At 55.6% G+C, this 13,836-nt stretch carries 14 protein-coding genes; 8 read left to right on the top strand and 6 right to left on the bottom strand.

All coding sequences use genetic code 11. The annotated features are described in order from the left end of the window. The first annotated feature begins 106 nt into the window (after window positions 1–106). Window positions 107–1,045, top strand: a complete 939-nt coding sequence (locus tag QMG27_RS01615) for a class I SAM-dependent methyltransferase (protein WP_281812504.1) — start codon at window positions 107–109, stop codon at window positions 1,043–1,045. An 11-nt stretch (window positions 1,046–1,056) separates the two neighbouring features. Here the strand turns inward: QMG27_RS01615 and QMG27_RS01610 are convergent, their stop codons facing one another. Next, window positions 1,057–2,016 carry a sodium-dependent bicarbonate transport family permease gene (locus QMG27_RS01610; protein ID WP_281812502.1) on the bottom strand — a complete coding sequence of 320 codons (960 nt, stop codon included), beginning with the start codon at window positions 2,014–2,016 and terminating at the stop codon, window positions 1,057–1,059. A gap of 90 nt (window positions 2,017–2,106) precedes the next feature. Between QMG27_RS01610 and QMG27_RS01605 the strand changes: the two genes are divergently transcribed. Both QMG27_RS01605 and QMG27_RS01600 read left to right on the top strand, forming a co-directional pair. Then, on the top strand, window positions 2,107–2,502 hold the full coding sequence (locus tag QMG27_RS01605) for a YkgJ family cysteine cluster protein (RefSeq protein WP_281812500.1): 396 nt from the start codon (window positions 2,107–2,109) through the stop codon (window positions 2,500–2,502). Window positions 2,503–2,560: 58 nt separating this feature from the next. Continuing rightward, entirely contained in the window at window positions 2,561–3,151 is a 591-nt protein-coding gene (locus QMG27_RS01600; protein ID WP_281812498.1) for a hypothetical protein, read from the top strand. On the opposite strand, the gene QMG27_RS01595 is transcribed toward QMG27_RS01600, so the two are convergent. Both QMG27_RS01595 and QMG27_RS01590 read right to left on the bottom strand, forming a co-directional pair. Continuing rightward, window positions 3,137–3,577: an SET domain-containing protein-lysine N-methyltransferase gene (locus QMG27_RS01595; RefSeq protein ID WP_281812495.1), complete on the bottom strand. Its 441-nt coding sequence runs from the start codon at window positions 3,575–3,577 to the stop codon at window positions 3,137–3,139. The two genes, QMG27_RS01600 and QMG27_RS01595, sit on opposite strands and share 15 nt — an antisense overlap. Next, window positions 3,570–4,097, bottom strand: coding sequence for a MarR family transcriptional regulator (locus QMG27_RS01590; protein WP_281812493.1), 528 nt, complete (start codon window positions 4,095–4,097; stop codon window positions 3,570–3,572). The genes QMG27_RS01595 and QMG27_RS01590 overlap by 8 nt, the downstream gene beginning before the upstream one ends. Before the next feature lie 70 nt (window positions 4,098–4,167). Between QMG27_RS01590 and QMG27_RS01585 the strand changes: the two genes are divergently transcribed. Next, window positions 4,168–5,136 (top strand): tripartite tricarboxylate transporter substrate-binding protein, encoded by a 969-nt coding sequence (locus QMG27_RS01585; RefSeq protein ID WP_281812491.1) that lies wholly within the window; start codon window positions 4,168–4,170, stop codon window positions 5,134–5,136. Between the two features lie 5 nt (window positions 5,137–5,141). Next, window positions 5,142–6,473 (top strand): sulfatase-like hydrolase/transferase, encoded by a 1,332-nt coding sequence (locus tag QMG27_RS01580; RefSeq protein WP_281812489.1) that lies wholly within the window; start codon window positions 5,142–5,144, stop codon window positions 6,471–6,473. On the opposite strand, the gene QMG27_RS01575 is transcribed toward QMG27_RS01580, so the two are convergent. After that, complete coding sequence (locus tag QMG27_RS01575; RefSeq protein ID WP_281812487.1) at window positions 6,474–8,381, bottom strand: FAD-dependent monooxygenase; 1,908 nt, start codon at window positions 8,379–8,381, stop codon at window positions 6,474–6,476. 130 nt (window positions 8,382–8,511) lie between these two features. On the opposite strand from QMG27_RS01575, the gene QMG27_RS01570 reads away from it, so the two are divergent. After that, window positions 8,512–8,949, top strand: a complete 438-nt coding sequence (locus QMG27_RS01570; protein WP_281812485.1) for a MarR family transcriptional regulator — start codon at window positions 8,512–8,514, stop codon at window positions 8,947–8,949. Here QMG27_RS01570 and glmS read toward each other — a convergent pair. Beyond that, the gene (glmS, locus tag QMG27_RS01565) at window positions 8,932–10,824 is read right to left on the bottom strand and encodes a glutamine--fructose-6-phosphate transaminase (isomerizing) (protein ID WP_281812483.1); all 1,893 of its coding nucleotides are present in this window, start codon (window positions 10,822–10,824) and stop codon (window positions 8,932–8,934) included. The genes QMG27_RS01570 and glmS overlap by 18 nt on opposite strands. A 134-nt stretch (window positions 10,825–10,958) precedes the next feature. Between glmS and QMG27_RS01560 the strand changes: the two genes are divergently transcribed. Continuing rightward, window positions 10,959–11,450, top strand: coding sequence for an Lrp/AsnC family transcriptional regulator (locus tag QMG27_RS01560; RefSeq protein WP_281812481.1), 492 nt, complete (start codon window positions 10,959–10,961; stop codon window positions 11,448–11,450). A 73-nt stretch (window positions 11,451–11,523) separates the two neighbouring features. On the opposite strand, the gene glmU is transcribed toward QMG27_RS01560, so the two are convergent. After that, window positions 11,524–12,921: a bifunctional UDP-N-acetylglucosamine diphosphorylase/glucosamine-1-phosphate N-acetyltransferase GlmU gene (gene glmU / locus QMG27_RS01555; RefSeq protein WP_281812479.1), complete on the bottom strand. Its 1,398-nt coding sequence runs from the start codon at window positions 12,919–12,921 to the stop codon at window positions 11,524–11,526. Here glmU and QMG27_RS01550 point away from each other — a divergent pair. After that, window positions 12,920–13,813, top strand: a complete 894-nt coding sequence (locus QMG27_RS01550; protein ID WP_281812477.1) for a DUF6279 family lipoprotein — start codon at window positions 12,920–12,922, stop codon at window positions 13,811–13,813. The genes glmU and QMG27_RS01550 overlap by 2 nt on opposite strands. The last annotated feature ends 23 nt before the right edge of the window (window positions 13,814–13,836 follow it).

Raw genomic sequence — 13,836 nt, 5'->3', positions numbered from 1 at the left:
TCTAAAAAAGGGTCCATATCCTAACGCGCAGCCCTTACCCTCTTGGCTCATCGGGCTAGTACATACACTTACGCACTTTCCTCCTACTTTGCCCTGCCAAGCCCACATGCAAGCCTTGCTCAACGCCATTGCCACCAAGGCCCTATCCACCGACGCACAACGCGTGTTTCATGGCCGTGGCGGTTTACACCCTGGCTGCGAGCAGTGGGCCTTGGATGCTTTTCCACCGGTGATTTTGTTGACCAGTTTTCAACCCGTGAGCGAGGAAGACCTTGCTGTGATTGGTGTCGCGCTGTCGACACGGTGGGCACAGATTGCGCCCAACCAGCCTTTGAACTGGGTGTTTCAATGCCGCGCCGAAGGCCACCTTGAAACGCGGCTGATGAGTGGCTCAGTGCCTGATCCGCATGTGGTGACAGAGAACGGCAGCCGCTTTCGGGTGCATGTGCTCAAAGGCCAAAACCATGGCTTGTTTTTAGACATGGCTGAAGGTCGCGAATGGGTGCGAAGGTTCGTGCACAACTACGGCGCGGACCAACCACGTCTGAAAGTGCTCAACCTGTTTGCCTACACCTGCGCCTTCTCAGTCGTGGCCATGCAAGCCGGCGCTAAGCAAGTGGTGAACGTGGACATGAGCCACGGTGCGATGGCCATTGGCCAACACAACCATGCGCTCAACGGCATCAGCACAGGCGCGACATTTTTGATGCACGACATTTTCAAGACGTGGGGCAAGATCACGCGCAGTGGGCCTTATGGCTTGGTCATCGTCGATCCACCCAGCTATCAAAAAGGCAGCTTCGTCGCCACCAAAGACTACGCCCGGCTCATGCGCCGCTTGCCCGAGTTGCTGGCCCCAGGTGGCTATGCGCTGTTATGCCTCAACGCGCCCGAGTTGGGCTTGGACTTTTTGCAAGACCAAATGAAAGCACTTGCACCTGAATTGAACTTTGTCGAACGCGTGGCCAACCCCGCGGTGTTTGCCGATGTGTCGAGCGAGCGTTCGCTCAAAGTGTTGGCATATCAGCTGCCAGCTTTATCTTGAGCGCCATTCATTCACAGACGACTGGCGATGTCCACATAAATGGGAATGCCAAAAATGATGTTTAATGGGAACGTCACCCCCAGCGACAAACCAAAATACAAGCTAGCGTTGGCTTCGGGAATGGCGTAGCGCACCACGGCCGGCACAGCGATGTAAGACGCGCTCGCAGCCAGCACCATCAGCAAAGCAGTGTCTCCGTGCGACAAGCCCAACCACCCACTGAGCACAAATGCCATGCCCGCGTGGCAGATAGGCCCCATCACGCCATAGGCCATCAACAAGGGTGAAGTGCCCTTCAAATGGTTGAGATTTCTGGCCGTTGACAAACCCATGTCTAACAAGAAAAAGGCCAACATGCCTTTGAACAAGTCAATCGAAAACGGCGCCATCATGGCCTTACCCGTTTCTCCCGACACATACCCCACCAACATAGCACCCAAGAGCAATAGCTGCGCACCATCTGTGAATGACTCATGCAACACATGCGTGATAGACGTATTGCTAGACGCTACACCTGCTGTTGATGTGCGTCGTGCTGCACTTGCAAATAAAACAGCCATGATGATGGCGGGAGATTCCATCAACGCCATCGCCGCAGCCATATGGCCTGAATAAGCGATGCCATGCGTATCTAAGTACTGCACCGTCGTGATGAAAGTCACCGCGCTCACCGAACCGTAGGTTGCAGCAATGGCTGCGGCATCAAACTTAGAGGTCAAACGCTTGAGTATTTGATACCCCACAAACGGGATCACAGTTGCTAAAAATAACGCAGCACACAACCCCTCCATCACCTCTAAAGTCAGGCCCGTTTTAGCCAATGCAAAACCACCCTTGAGGCCAAGAGCCATCAACAGGTAAAGTGCTAAAAATCTTGCCACTTGAGGTGGTATTTCTAGGTTTGAACGGACCAATCCTGCAAAAATACCAAGCAAGAAAAACAAAATGGCGGGATCAAAAAAATTACTCATAAGCATTCCTGGATGCATTCTGAGCGGTTTTTGATCTCCCTAATAAATCTATGTTTAACGCCGACAAAACGGCCGAATAAGGTCTGATGCATGCGATCACACATTTCGATTGTTGATGTCGACAACTGCGACACTTGGACCCGCTACCGCAGCGGCCTGTGCAACACCTGCGCTGCCAACTGTTGCACCATGCCCGTTGAGGTGAAGATGGCCGATTTGATTCGCTTAGAACTGGTCGACACCTTTGAAGCTGAGCACGAAGAGCCCAAACAGATCGCCAAGCGTCTGCAAAAAATGGGGGCGATCGAGCACTTCAATTTCAAGAACAGCATCTTCACGCTGTCGCGCCGGGCTAATGGCGATTGTCAGAATCTAGACGCCAAAACACGGCGTTGCACCGTGTACGACAAGCGCCCCAACACCTGCCGCTTACACCCACAGGTGGGCCCCAAACCGAACTATTGCCCATACGGAGCTGTGCGCTAAAGTTGATCAACGCGTCTCTCACATCTGCGTGATGTCACACCACCAAAGGGGAACTTAGATGCATCAACCGTTGATCAGCCTCAAATCATGCATTGTCAAAATGGCTATCGTCATGACGCTCATGGCGATACTTCAAAACAGCTTCGCCGCTGAGCCAGCGTTAGAAGGACGCAAACAGGTCTATGCCGTCACACGCGATGGAAATCGGCTCGCCATTGGCCATGTGAAGTTCACCCCCATTGATAGCCAAACCTCTCGTTTTCAGTTGACACTGGACAGCCCGCTTTTTGTGGACCACTTTCTGTCGATGAAAGAGTTCAAGTGCATTGACAGTGCTGTCGAGGTGAGTTGTCATGTGCCCTACCCGTATCGCAACCCGCAGACGGTCACGCCAAACAACTTCGCATGGCTGGAGCACAGCTTGTTGTTTTTATTCAAGCAACCCAGGGATTTCGGTGCGAAGCTTTGGAATGGCAGCTATTACCAATTTGAAAAGGTCGGCTCTCGCTTGATCGGACGAGCTCAAGCGATTGACCTCAATCACATCAGCGCCCCGTCTGACACGCCAGAACTAGCGCCCTACACACCCGACCTACGCACTGATGCAACAGCGGGCAGTCGATGGATTGACCATTTAGTCATTGAGTAACGTGCCTTTGCATTTTTTGGCCCCGCATCGGCAAACGTATTTGGCCTTCAGCTCATCCGTCACAGGTTCGTCACTCACCAAGCCATAGTTGAACGTGAGTTCTTCACCGCGCCACACTTGTCGACGGGTGTGAATAAAGATTCGACCATCGATCTCTACCGGCTCACAGTTGGGGCGACACGAATGGTTGATCCAGCGCGAGGCATTGCCGCCATACAAACCATCAATCACACGCGTGTCGTCAATGTGAAAGTAAAACGTGTGCTCTGGGTTGTTCGGGTCATGCGGGTGGCGGCGTTGTGCCTCGGCCATCGAAATGATTTCACCCACGTACTCGACAACCCGCTCGCCCGCAGCCATATGGCGCAAGGCAAACACGCCCTTGCCATGCACGGCCGATGAGAGAACCTCAATGTCATTAGCCACGCGCACGTTTCCCTAATTTTCGATCGGCCTTCACATCGGTCGCAAAAGTCGCATTGATGTGATGCGCTTGCCGCGTCAAAGCTGACAGCATGTTTTGCAACAACGTCAGTTCTGCATCACTCAACACTGAAACCCAATGGCGATGAATATCCGCCACTTGAGGAAAAATCTCCTGGACCACTGTCAGCCCCTGCGCTGTCAATGACACCACCGCACGGCGCGGGTCGTTGGTGAGCTTGTGGCGCTCAATCAAGCCCTTCGTCTGCAATATGCCGATGGCTTTGGACGTACGGGCACGATCTAACCGAATTTCTTGCGCCAAGCTCGACGGAGACAGCGCACCCGCCTGCCACAAATGCGCCAACAAGCGCCACTCTCGCCTCGTGATGCCGTAGCGCCCTTCCAGCAAGCGAATCACCGACGCGCCGCCAACCGCATGCAAGTGATGCAGCTGAAAACTCAGCAAGTCTTCTAGTCGCGCAGGCTCGCGCATGGTCGTCATTTCAGGGTTTTCGATCATTTGAGTTGATTTGATCAATTCAAAACAAGCATCGTATTCTTCACCGTAGCAACCTTTCACGGAGACATCAATGACAAAACGCTTGTGGATAAAGACCATTATGCTTGCCGCAGCCAGCGCGATGTGCGGATCAGTCTGGGCACAAAACGGCCCCATCAAAATCGTGGTGGGCTATCCACCGGGTGCCACATCTGACATCCTCACACGCGTACTTGCTGACGCCATGTCCAAGCGATTGAACCAACCCGTCATCGTTGACAACAAAGCTGGGGCAGGTGGTCAACTGGCCAACTTGGCCGTGAAGGCGGCCGCCAATGATGGAACCACCTTGCTGATGACACCCGTGGCATCCATGTCGATCTTTCCGCACAGTTATGCAGGGCAGCTGAAATACGACCCCTTCAAAGACTTCACCCCTGTCACACACCTCACCAATTTCCAAATTGGTTGGGGCGTGTCGAACAAGGTGCCTGCCAATAACTTGAAAGAGTATGTGGCTTGGGTGAAATCAAATCCAGCACAAAACGGTTTCTTTGGGTCGGCTGCACCCGGGTCTTTGCCGCATTTCATGGGGCTGATGTTTGCCAAAGATTCAGGGTTCAACTTAGAGCATGTGTCCTACCGTGGCACTGCCCCTGCCATGCAAGCCCTGGCCTCTGGTGAAATTCCAGCTTTGTCTACCGTGGCCGCCGATATCCAATCGTTGGTCGATGGCAAAAAAGCAAAATTGATTGCCGTGGCTGGCGAAAAACGTAGCATTCGCTTTCCAGATGTTCCCACATTCAAAGAGCAAGGTTTTGATGTGGTCGCCTCGGCTTGGTATGGCCTGTTTGCGCCTGCCGGCACACCACCATCCGTGATTCAAGCGTTGTCAAAAGCAGCCATGGATGCTGTCAACGACCCTGTCGTTCGCAAAAAACTCATCGACATGGAACTTGAACCCACAGGCTATGGCCCCGAGAAATTGGCCGACATCATGAAATCCGACTACGACAAATGGGGCCCACCTATCAAAGAGTCGGGCTTTAAACCACAGTGAATCTCATGACACATACTCGCCCCAACATCATCTTCATCGTGGCCGATGATTTAGGCTACGCCGATCTAGGCTGCTATGGAGGACGAGAGGCCGAATTCGGCCCTGTCTCCCCTCACATTGATGCACTGGCAGCCCATGGTCTGCGACTGACGCAAGGCTATAGCAACTCGCCTGTGTGCTCTCCCACACGTTTCGCATTGATGACGGGACGCTACCAATACCGCTTGCGCGGTGCAGCAGAAGAACCCATCAACAGCAAGAGCAAAGGCAGCAGCACCTTAGGGCTGCCACCTGAGCACCCCAGCTTGCCCTCATTGCTCAAAGCTGCGGGCTACAACACGGCACTCATTGGCAAGTGGCACTTGGGTTACCCACCTCACTTCAGCCCCTTGAGCTCGGGCTATGACGAGTTCTTTGGCCCCATGTCAGGCGGTGTGGACTATTTCAGCCACTGCAGTAACAACGGCACGCACGATCTCTATGCCGGAGAAGAAGAGGTTGAGTCGATCGGTTATTTGACCGACTTGCTGTCACAGCGTGCTGTCGATTACGTGCAGCGGCAGTCCAAAGACGCGGCTAACGACAAGCCCTTCTTTTTGAGTCTGCACTACACAGCCCCTCATTGGCCCTGGGAAACACGCGAAGATCACGCCTTGGCCGAAGAAGTCAAAAGCAATCTGTTTCATTTACACGGTGGGAATATCCATACCTACCGCCGCATGATTCATCACATGGACGAAGGCATTGGTTGGATCATCGACGCGCTCAAAGCCAATCAGCAATTCGACAACACCCTGATTGTTTTCACCAGTGACAACGGCGGCGAACGTTTCAGTGACAACTGGCCTTTGGTCGGTGGGAAGATGGACTTGACAGAGGGCGGCATCCGCGTGCCATGGATCGCCCATTGGCCACAGGTCATCGCCCCAGGCAGCGTTTCCACTCAACACTGCATGACGATGGATTGGACGGCAACTTTGCTCGATGTAGCAGGTGCCACCGCCGCGCCCGACTACCCTTTAGACGGTGTGTCTTTGAAGCGCCTCTTGCACGATCCAACGCATGTGTTTGAACGCCCCATGTATTGGCGAATGAACCATCGTGGGCAATGCGCCATGCGCCTTGGTGACTGGAAGTATTTACGGGTCGACAACAACGACTACCTGTTCAACATCAGCCAAGACGAGCGCGAGCGCGCGAATCTAGCGCATCGCGAAACAGAGCGACTTCAAACCATGCGTGACGCTTGGGAGCAGTGGCATAAAACCATGCCACCGATCCCAGCCGATGCCACTGTCAGCTTAGGCTACAGCGTCAAAGACATGCCTCAGCGCTGATTACTTCAACACGCCTGCAAAGTAGGCGGATAGCTCATCGTAGGCATCCAGCGGTAACACGTGCGCCACGTACTGGTCTGGGCGCACCACGATCATGCAACCTTGGTCGCGGTTGATGCCGCGCATGTCGTAAATATCGCCGACGCCTTTGTGATCCACACAGAACACTTTTTCGTGGTCTTGCAGGCCAAGCTTGCCGGTCTTGGGCTTCAATAGCGAAGGCATGTGTTCGTAAGCCAACTGGTCGAAGGTTTGTTGGAACACGGCACGGAAGTCGATGATGGCGTCAATGTCCTCACCCTCGCGCGTGTGCTTGACCACGGGGGAGTTGGCATTGGTTTGCAGCCAATCGGCCAGTTTGTGAATGGTGCCAGCTTGCGAGTGGTCTGCTTTGCCTGCGAAGGCGTAAATGCGCCAGCGCGCATCGGCCTCGGCCACATGACCCAGTTGCATTTGCTTGGCATCGGCCAATCGCACCACCGGAGCTGAGTGGAAACGACGCCCCACCTCTTCGCCTTTGGCCAAGTCTTGATGGGCGCTGGCGGCAAACAAGTACGAGGTGTCGTACTTCACCGCCGTGCCGCCCGTGAACTCGAGGTTGGCTTTGAACTGGCGAATGATGCGTGGCTCTTCCGTACCGTCGCGTTCAGCTTGGGTGGTAGGGGCCGACATGATGCGGGCCCATTCGTGGTCGGTTTCCACCAAGCGCTTGGCTTCGGTCAAACGCTCTTTGGAATAGCTGCGCAAGAGGCTCGCGTCAGCGCGACCTTGCAACACATGCACCAGCTTCCAGCCGAGGTTAAAGGTGTCTTGCATGGACACGTTCATGCCCTGTCCCGCTTTGGGCGAATGGGTGTGACAGGCATCGCCTGCGGTGAACACGCGAGGGTTGCCTGTACCGTTCTCACCAAGGTCATCAAACTTGTCGGTGATGCTGTGGCCAATGTCGTAGATCGACCACCAGACGATTTCTTTCACATCGATGCTGTAGGGTTTGATGATGCGGTTGGCCGCGGCAATCATGTCGTCTTGCGTGAGCTTGCGTTGCGCGGCTTTTTCATCTGGGCGCAGCTTGTCCAACTCCACGTACATGCGGAACACGTAGCCACCCTCGCGCGGCAAGATGAGCACGTTGCCCTCCTTGGCGGAAGAGATCAAACACTTCTGACGCACGTCTGGGAAATCGGTGTTAGCCAAAATATCCATCACACCCCAGGCCTGGTGCGCAGCATCGCCATGCAACTCACCGCCGATGGATTTGCGCACCTTGGAGTGTGCGCCGTCGCAGCCCACCACATAGTTGGCGCGCACGGTGCGTGTGGCCCACCAGTTGATGCCTGTGGCATCTTTGAGCGTCACGGTCACGGGGTGGTCGTCGGTGGTGGGGTCGATGGTGAGGCTTTCGACTTCCCAGCCGTAGTCGGGCTCTAAGCGTGAAGGCGAGTTTTTCATCACCTCCAAGAACAACTCATGCAAGCGTGCTTGGTTGATCAAGATGTGCGGCATTTCCGAACTGTCGTCGGCCACGTCTTGCACACGACCCACGCGTTTGATGTGATCGGGGTTCTTGGGATCGGGCATCCAAAACGCGGTTTGGTTGACCCAATATGTTTCGCGCTTGACCTTGTCGGCAAAGCCAAAGGCTTGGAACATTTCCATGGTGCGCGTGTTGATGCCGTCGGCCTTACCCTTGATGATGTTGCTGGGCATGCGCTCGATGATCATCGTTTCGATCTCGGGGAACTGCGACAGCTGCGCTGCCAAACAGAGCCCCGCTGGACCAGTGCCGGCAATCAGCACATCCACTTTTTCGGGCAAGGGCTCGTTGGTGCCACGGTTGCGGCGGTTGGGGGCTGCTTGCTTGATGTCGGGGTTGCCACCGCGAAAACCGTCTTTGTAAAACTGCATGTCTTGTCTCCGTTGGATTGAAAGCGCCGAAACCTCGGCATGACGAAATAATAACTGTACTTATCATTATCCGTCAACATGGTATGTATGATTACCATTTTGGTTTTCCCTAACCCTAAGGAACACAGGCATGTCCGTGCAAGACATGGCGGGTCATTTGATACGCCGCCTTCACCAGCAATCTACCCAGCTGTTTGTGTTGCGCACGCAAGCCGCAGGCTTTGACCTCACGCCCGTGCAGTACGCCGCCATCGAGGCCATTTATGAAAACCCAGGCATCGACCAAGCCCGTGTGGCCGAAATGATTGGCTACGACCGCGCCACCATTGGCGGGGTGATTGAACGCTTAGAGAAAAAAGAGTGGATCAGCCGCGAAGTGAGCGAGCAAGACCGCCGCGCCCGCGTCTTGTCACTCACCGCACAAGGCAAAAAGATTCGGGCCACACTAGCGCCCATCGTGCAAGAGCTGCAAAAAGACATCTTGCAGCCCTTGAACACAGCCGACCAAGCGCGCTTTATTGAGTTGGCGCGCAAGGTGGTGTGGACTACATCACTCGACAGTGACTGATTTCGCGAGGTTACGGGGCTTGTCCACATCCGTGCCCCGCGCACACGCGGTGTGGTAGCTGAGCAACTGCAAGGGCACGACGTGCAGAATAGGCGACAGCACGCCATAGTGCTCAGGCATGCGAATGACGTTCACGCCTTCGCTGCTTTCAATCTTGGTGTCGCCATCGGCCAGCACATACAGCACGCCGCCACGGGCACGTACCTCTTGCATATTGCTCTTGAGCTTTTCCAACAGCACGTCGTTGGGGGCCACCGTCACCACGGGCATGGCGCTGGTCACCAAGGCCAAGGGGCCGTGCTTGAGTTCACCGGCAGCATAGGCTTCGGCGTGGATGTAGGTGATTTCTTTGAGCTTCAACGCGCCTTCGAGCGCAATGGGGTAATGCGTGCCACGGCCCAAGAACAAGGCGTTTTCTTTGCTGGCAAATTCTTGCGACCACGCAATGAGCTGGGGCTCCAGCGCCAGCACCGCTTGCAGCGCCGCAGGCAAGTGGCGCATGGCTTTGATGTGCGCTGCTTCTTCGTCGTCGCTCAAACGGCCTTTGGTTTGCGCCAAGGCAAGCGTGAGCAAGAACAGGGCTGCGAGCTGTGTGGTGAACGCCTTGGTCGACGCCACGCCAATCTCTGCGCCTGCGCGCGTGACGTAGGCCAACTTGCACTCGCGCACCATGGCGCTGGTAGACACGTTGCAAATGGTGAGCGTGTTGGTCATGCCCAAACTCTGCGCGTGGCGGAGCGCGGCTAAGGTGTCAGCGGTTTCGCCGGACTGGCTGATGGTGACCACCAAAGTGTTGGGGTTGGGCACCGATTCGCGGTAGCGGTACTCGCTGGCAATCTCCACTTGGCAAGGCACTTTGGCAATCGCCTCAATCCAATACTTGGCGGTGCAACCGCTGTAGTAGCTGGTGCCGCAGGCGAGGATGAGCACGTTGTCGATGGCTTTGAACACCGAGTACGCACCGTTGCCAAACAACTCGGGCGTGATGCCCTCAATGCCTTCCAACGTATCGGCAATCGCACGGGGTTGCTCGAAGATTTCTTTTTGCATGTAGTGGCGATAAGGCCCCAGCTCTGCCGCGCCGCTGTGCGCTTGCACGGTTTTGACTTCGCGGGTCACCGGCTTGTGGCTGCGGTCTTGCACCCAGTATTTGCCAATTTGAATGTCCACCACATCGCCCTCTTCGAGGTAGACGATTTGGTCGGTCACACCGGCCAAAGCCATGGCGTCACTGGCGAGGAAGGTTTCGCTGTGCTCTTTGCCCACGCCCAAAATGAGCGGCGAGCCTGCGCGTGCGCCGATGACGCGGTGCGGTTCGTCTTTGTGGAACACGGCAATCGCATATGCCCCGTGCAACTGGGTGATGGCCGTTTTGACCGCCTCAAATAAATCGCCGTTGTAGAGGCTATCCACCAAATGGGCGATGACCTCGGTGTCGGTTTGGCTCAAAAACTCGTAGCCCTTGGCTTGCAATGCAGCGCGCAGTTCGTCGTGGTTTTCGATGATGCCGTTGTGGACCAAGGCCACACGCCCCACCTTGTTTGGCACATCGCCGGTGTACACGCCTGCACCAGCTCCCGTGCCGTGGCTGAAGTGGGGATGCGCGTTGTGCACCGCAGGCGCGCCGTGCGTGGCCCAGCGCGTGTGCGCAATGCCAATGCCGCCTTCGATGTGGTCGGCCTTGACTTGGTCCATCAGCTCAGACACGCGGGCTGTGCTGCGCGCACGTTGCAGGCCGCCTTGCTTCGCGCCGAGACTGGCCGAATGCACCGCCACGCCGCAGGAGTCATAGCCGCGGTATTCGAGCCGCTGCAAGCCTTGCACGAGGATGGGAACGATGTTGCGGGTAGAAACGGCGCCGACGATGCCACACATAAAAGCACTCCTGAATTGGGTTGCCGGAATATTAAGCACACCAATAAGAAATTTCTTGTTTATTTATTTATATTTTTGAACGAAAATTCCACCAAAAACTCTATTTGGAATTTAATTTCAAATTAAACACACTTATGAAACAAGAATATCTAGACGAAGTCGATTTGAAGCTGCTCAACGCCTTGCAACACGATGCGTCTCTCAGCAACGTGGGCTTAGCCGAGCAACTCAACATCTCGCCCCCCACCTGCCTGCGCCGCGTCAAACGCCTAACTGATGAGGGCTGGATTGAGCGACAAGTCGCCATCCTCAACCACGACAAACTCGGCGCTGCGCTGGGCCACGGATTAAGTGCGTTGATGGAAGTCACGCTTGACCAACAAGGTGCAGAGCACCTCAACGCCTTCGAGCAACGCGCCGTGGCAGACGACGCCGTGCAGCAATGTTGGCGCGTCTCACCCGGGCCAGACTTTGTGTTGGTGGTGCAAGCGGCAGACATGCCCGACTACTTGGCCATCACGCAACGTCTGCTCACGCAGGATGCGAATGTGCGGAATGTGAAAGCGTTTTTTGCGACCAAGCGGGCGAAGTTCACCAGCACGTGGCCTGTGTTGCGCAAGTCATAAACCAACGGCATCTAGACTGGCGAGAAAACAATAGCAGCGCATAAAAAAGGCAGCCTAGGCTGCCTTTTCAGTTTTAAGCCTTAGGCTTTTTCTCAGGCCGCTTGTAGTTGGCAATGCTCACTTGCTTGCCACGCGCCACGCTCAGTGCGCCAGCCTCGGTGCTCTTGGTGATGGTTGAACCACCACCCACCGTGCCGCCCGCGCCAATAGTGACAGGCGCCACCAACACGCAGTTACTTCCCACATGCACATCGGCCTCAATCACGGTGCGGTGCTTGTTAGCCCCGTCATAGTTGGCAGTGATGCTGCCTGCGCCGTAGTTGACGCGCTCGCCCACCGTGGCGTCGCCCAAGTAGGCCAAGTGATTGGCTTTGGAACCCTTGGCCATCGTGGAGTTTTTGACTTCCACAAAGTTGCCAATGTGCACTTCAGCAGCCAACTCTGCGCCGGGGCGCAAGCGGGCAAAGGGGCCAATGAGTGCGCCCTCGCCCACGCTCACGCCCAGCTTTTCTCCGTCGATGTGGGTGAAGGGATGAATCACTGCGCCAGCGGCGATGGTGCAGTTGGCAATGACGCAGTTCGCGCCAATCTTCACGCCTTGCCCCAACGACACGTTGCCTTGGAAGATGCAGTTCACATCAATTTCCACATCTTGCGCGCAGGTCAATGTGCCGCGCACATCAAAGCGTGCGGGGTCGATGATGCGCACGCCATCGGCCATGAAGGCGTGGGCTTGGCGCAGTTGATACGCACGTTCCAGCTCGGCCAATTGCGTGGGGCTGTTGACGCCCGCCACTTGCGCGGCGTCTGAAATTTTGTGGGCCACCACCGGCACGCCATCGGCCTCGGCGAACTTAACCACATCGGTCAAATAAAACTCTTGCTGTGCATTGTTGTTATCGAGGCGGGCAAGCCATGGTTTGAGCAACTTGGCAGGCACCGCCATGATGCCGCTGTACACCTCTTTGATAGCGCGCTGCTGTTCATTCGCGTCTTTGTGCTCCACGATGGCGTGCACCTGACCGTTGAGGCTTCGGACGATACGCCCATAACCAGTGGGATCTTCGAAGTCGATGGTGAGCAGCGCCAGCTGTTTGCCATCGCACAAGTCGAGCAACGCCTGCAAAGTCTCGGCTTGCGTCAAAGGCACATCGCCAGAGAGCACCACCACCACACCATCATCAGCCAATAAAGGCACCGCTTGTTGTACCGCGTGACCAGTGCCAAGCTGAGGCATTTGGCGGGCAAATTGCAGCTTGTCAGCGGCATTCGCATGGGTCAGTGCTGGCTCAACTTGGTCTGCTCCGTGGCCCGTGATGACGATGGTGTTGCGCGCTTTGAGGGTACGTGCCGTGTCAATCACATGCTGCACCAAAGCCTTACCCGCCAAACGGTGCAAGACCTTAGGCATACTGCTCTTCATTCGGGTGCCTTTGCCGGCAGCCATGATCACCACATCTAATGCCGTCATGTCATTCATCCTTATCTTGCGCAGAATTATCCGCCATGCCTCTGCGGGGCTAGCACTGGCCATACTCATGGGTTTGAGCGGATGCAGCACTCTCAAGGTGGCCTACAACAGCAGTGATGAGTTGCTTTACTGGTGGCTCGATGGCTACGTCGATTTGCAAGGCGACCAAAAACAATTCACCCGTAATGCATTGAGCGACCTGCAACGCTGGCATCGCCAACAGCAACTGCCCGAATATGTGGCCTTGCTCAAACACATGCAAGCCATGGCACCAAACGACATCACACCCGCTCAAGTGTGCGCTGTGACCGAAGACATGAAAACCAGTTTCATCGGTGTGTTGCGACGCATCGAGCCTGCATCGGCTCAACTGTCGAGCCAACTCAGCTCCGACCAACTGCGCAGTGTGCGCCAACGCTTTGACAAAACCAACAAGACGTGGCGAGAAGACTGGCTCGACCCCAATGCCGAAGAACGCTTGCGCTACCGCACCAAGCTAGCAACAAGTCGGCTAGAAGACTTTTATGGGCGATTAGACAAACCCCAACGCGAGGCGCTTCACCAGTGGCTCAGCACATCCATCTTTGACCCCGCTTTGAGCTACGCCGAGCGCGAGCGCCGCCAAGCCGACACGATGCGAACCTTGCAGCGCATCGCACAAGAGGGGCCCAGCAAACAAGAGTCAGCACAAGGCTTGCTGCACGCATTGGTGGACCGCAGCTTCAACTCACCCAACGAACGCGCGCGCACTTACGGCAAAGACCTGTGGGACGAAAACTGTGCAGGCTTTGCCAAACTGCACAACAGCACCACCCCCGCACAACGCGAGCGCATGGTGCAAGCGCTGCGCGGCTACGAGCAAGATTTCAAAACATTGATGGCGCAAAAATAAACGCCATAAAACAATCGCAAGGT

It is taken from the genome of Limnohabitans sp. MORI2 (genome assembly GCF_027925025.1).
In the GTDB taxonomy this organism is placed as follows: domain Bacteria; phylum Pseudomonadota; class Gammaproteobacteria; order Burkholderiales; family Burkholderiaceae_C; genus Limnohabitans.
The sequence above is the reverse complement of the archived record's forward strand: the minus strand, read 5'-3'. Positions and strand labels throughout refer to the sequence as shown.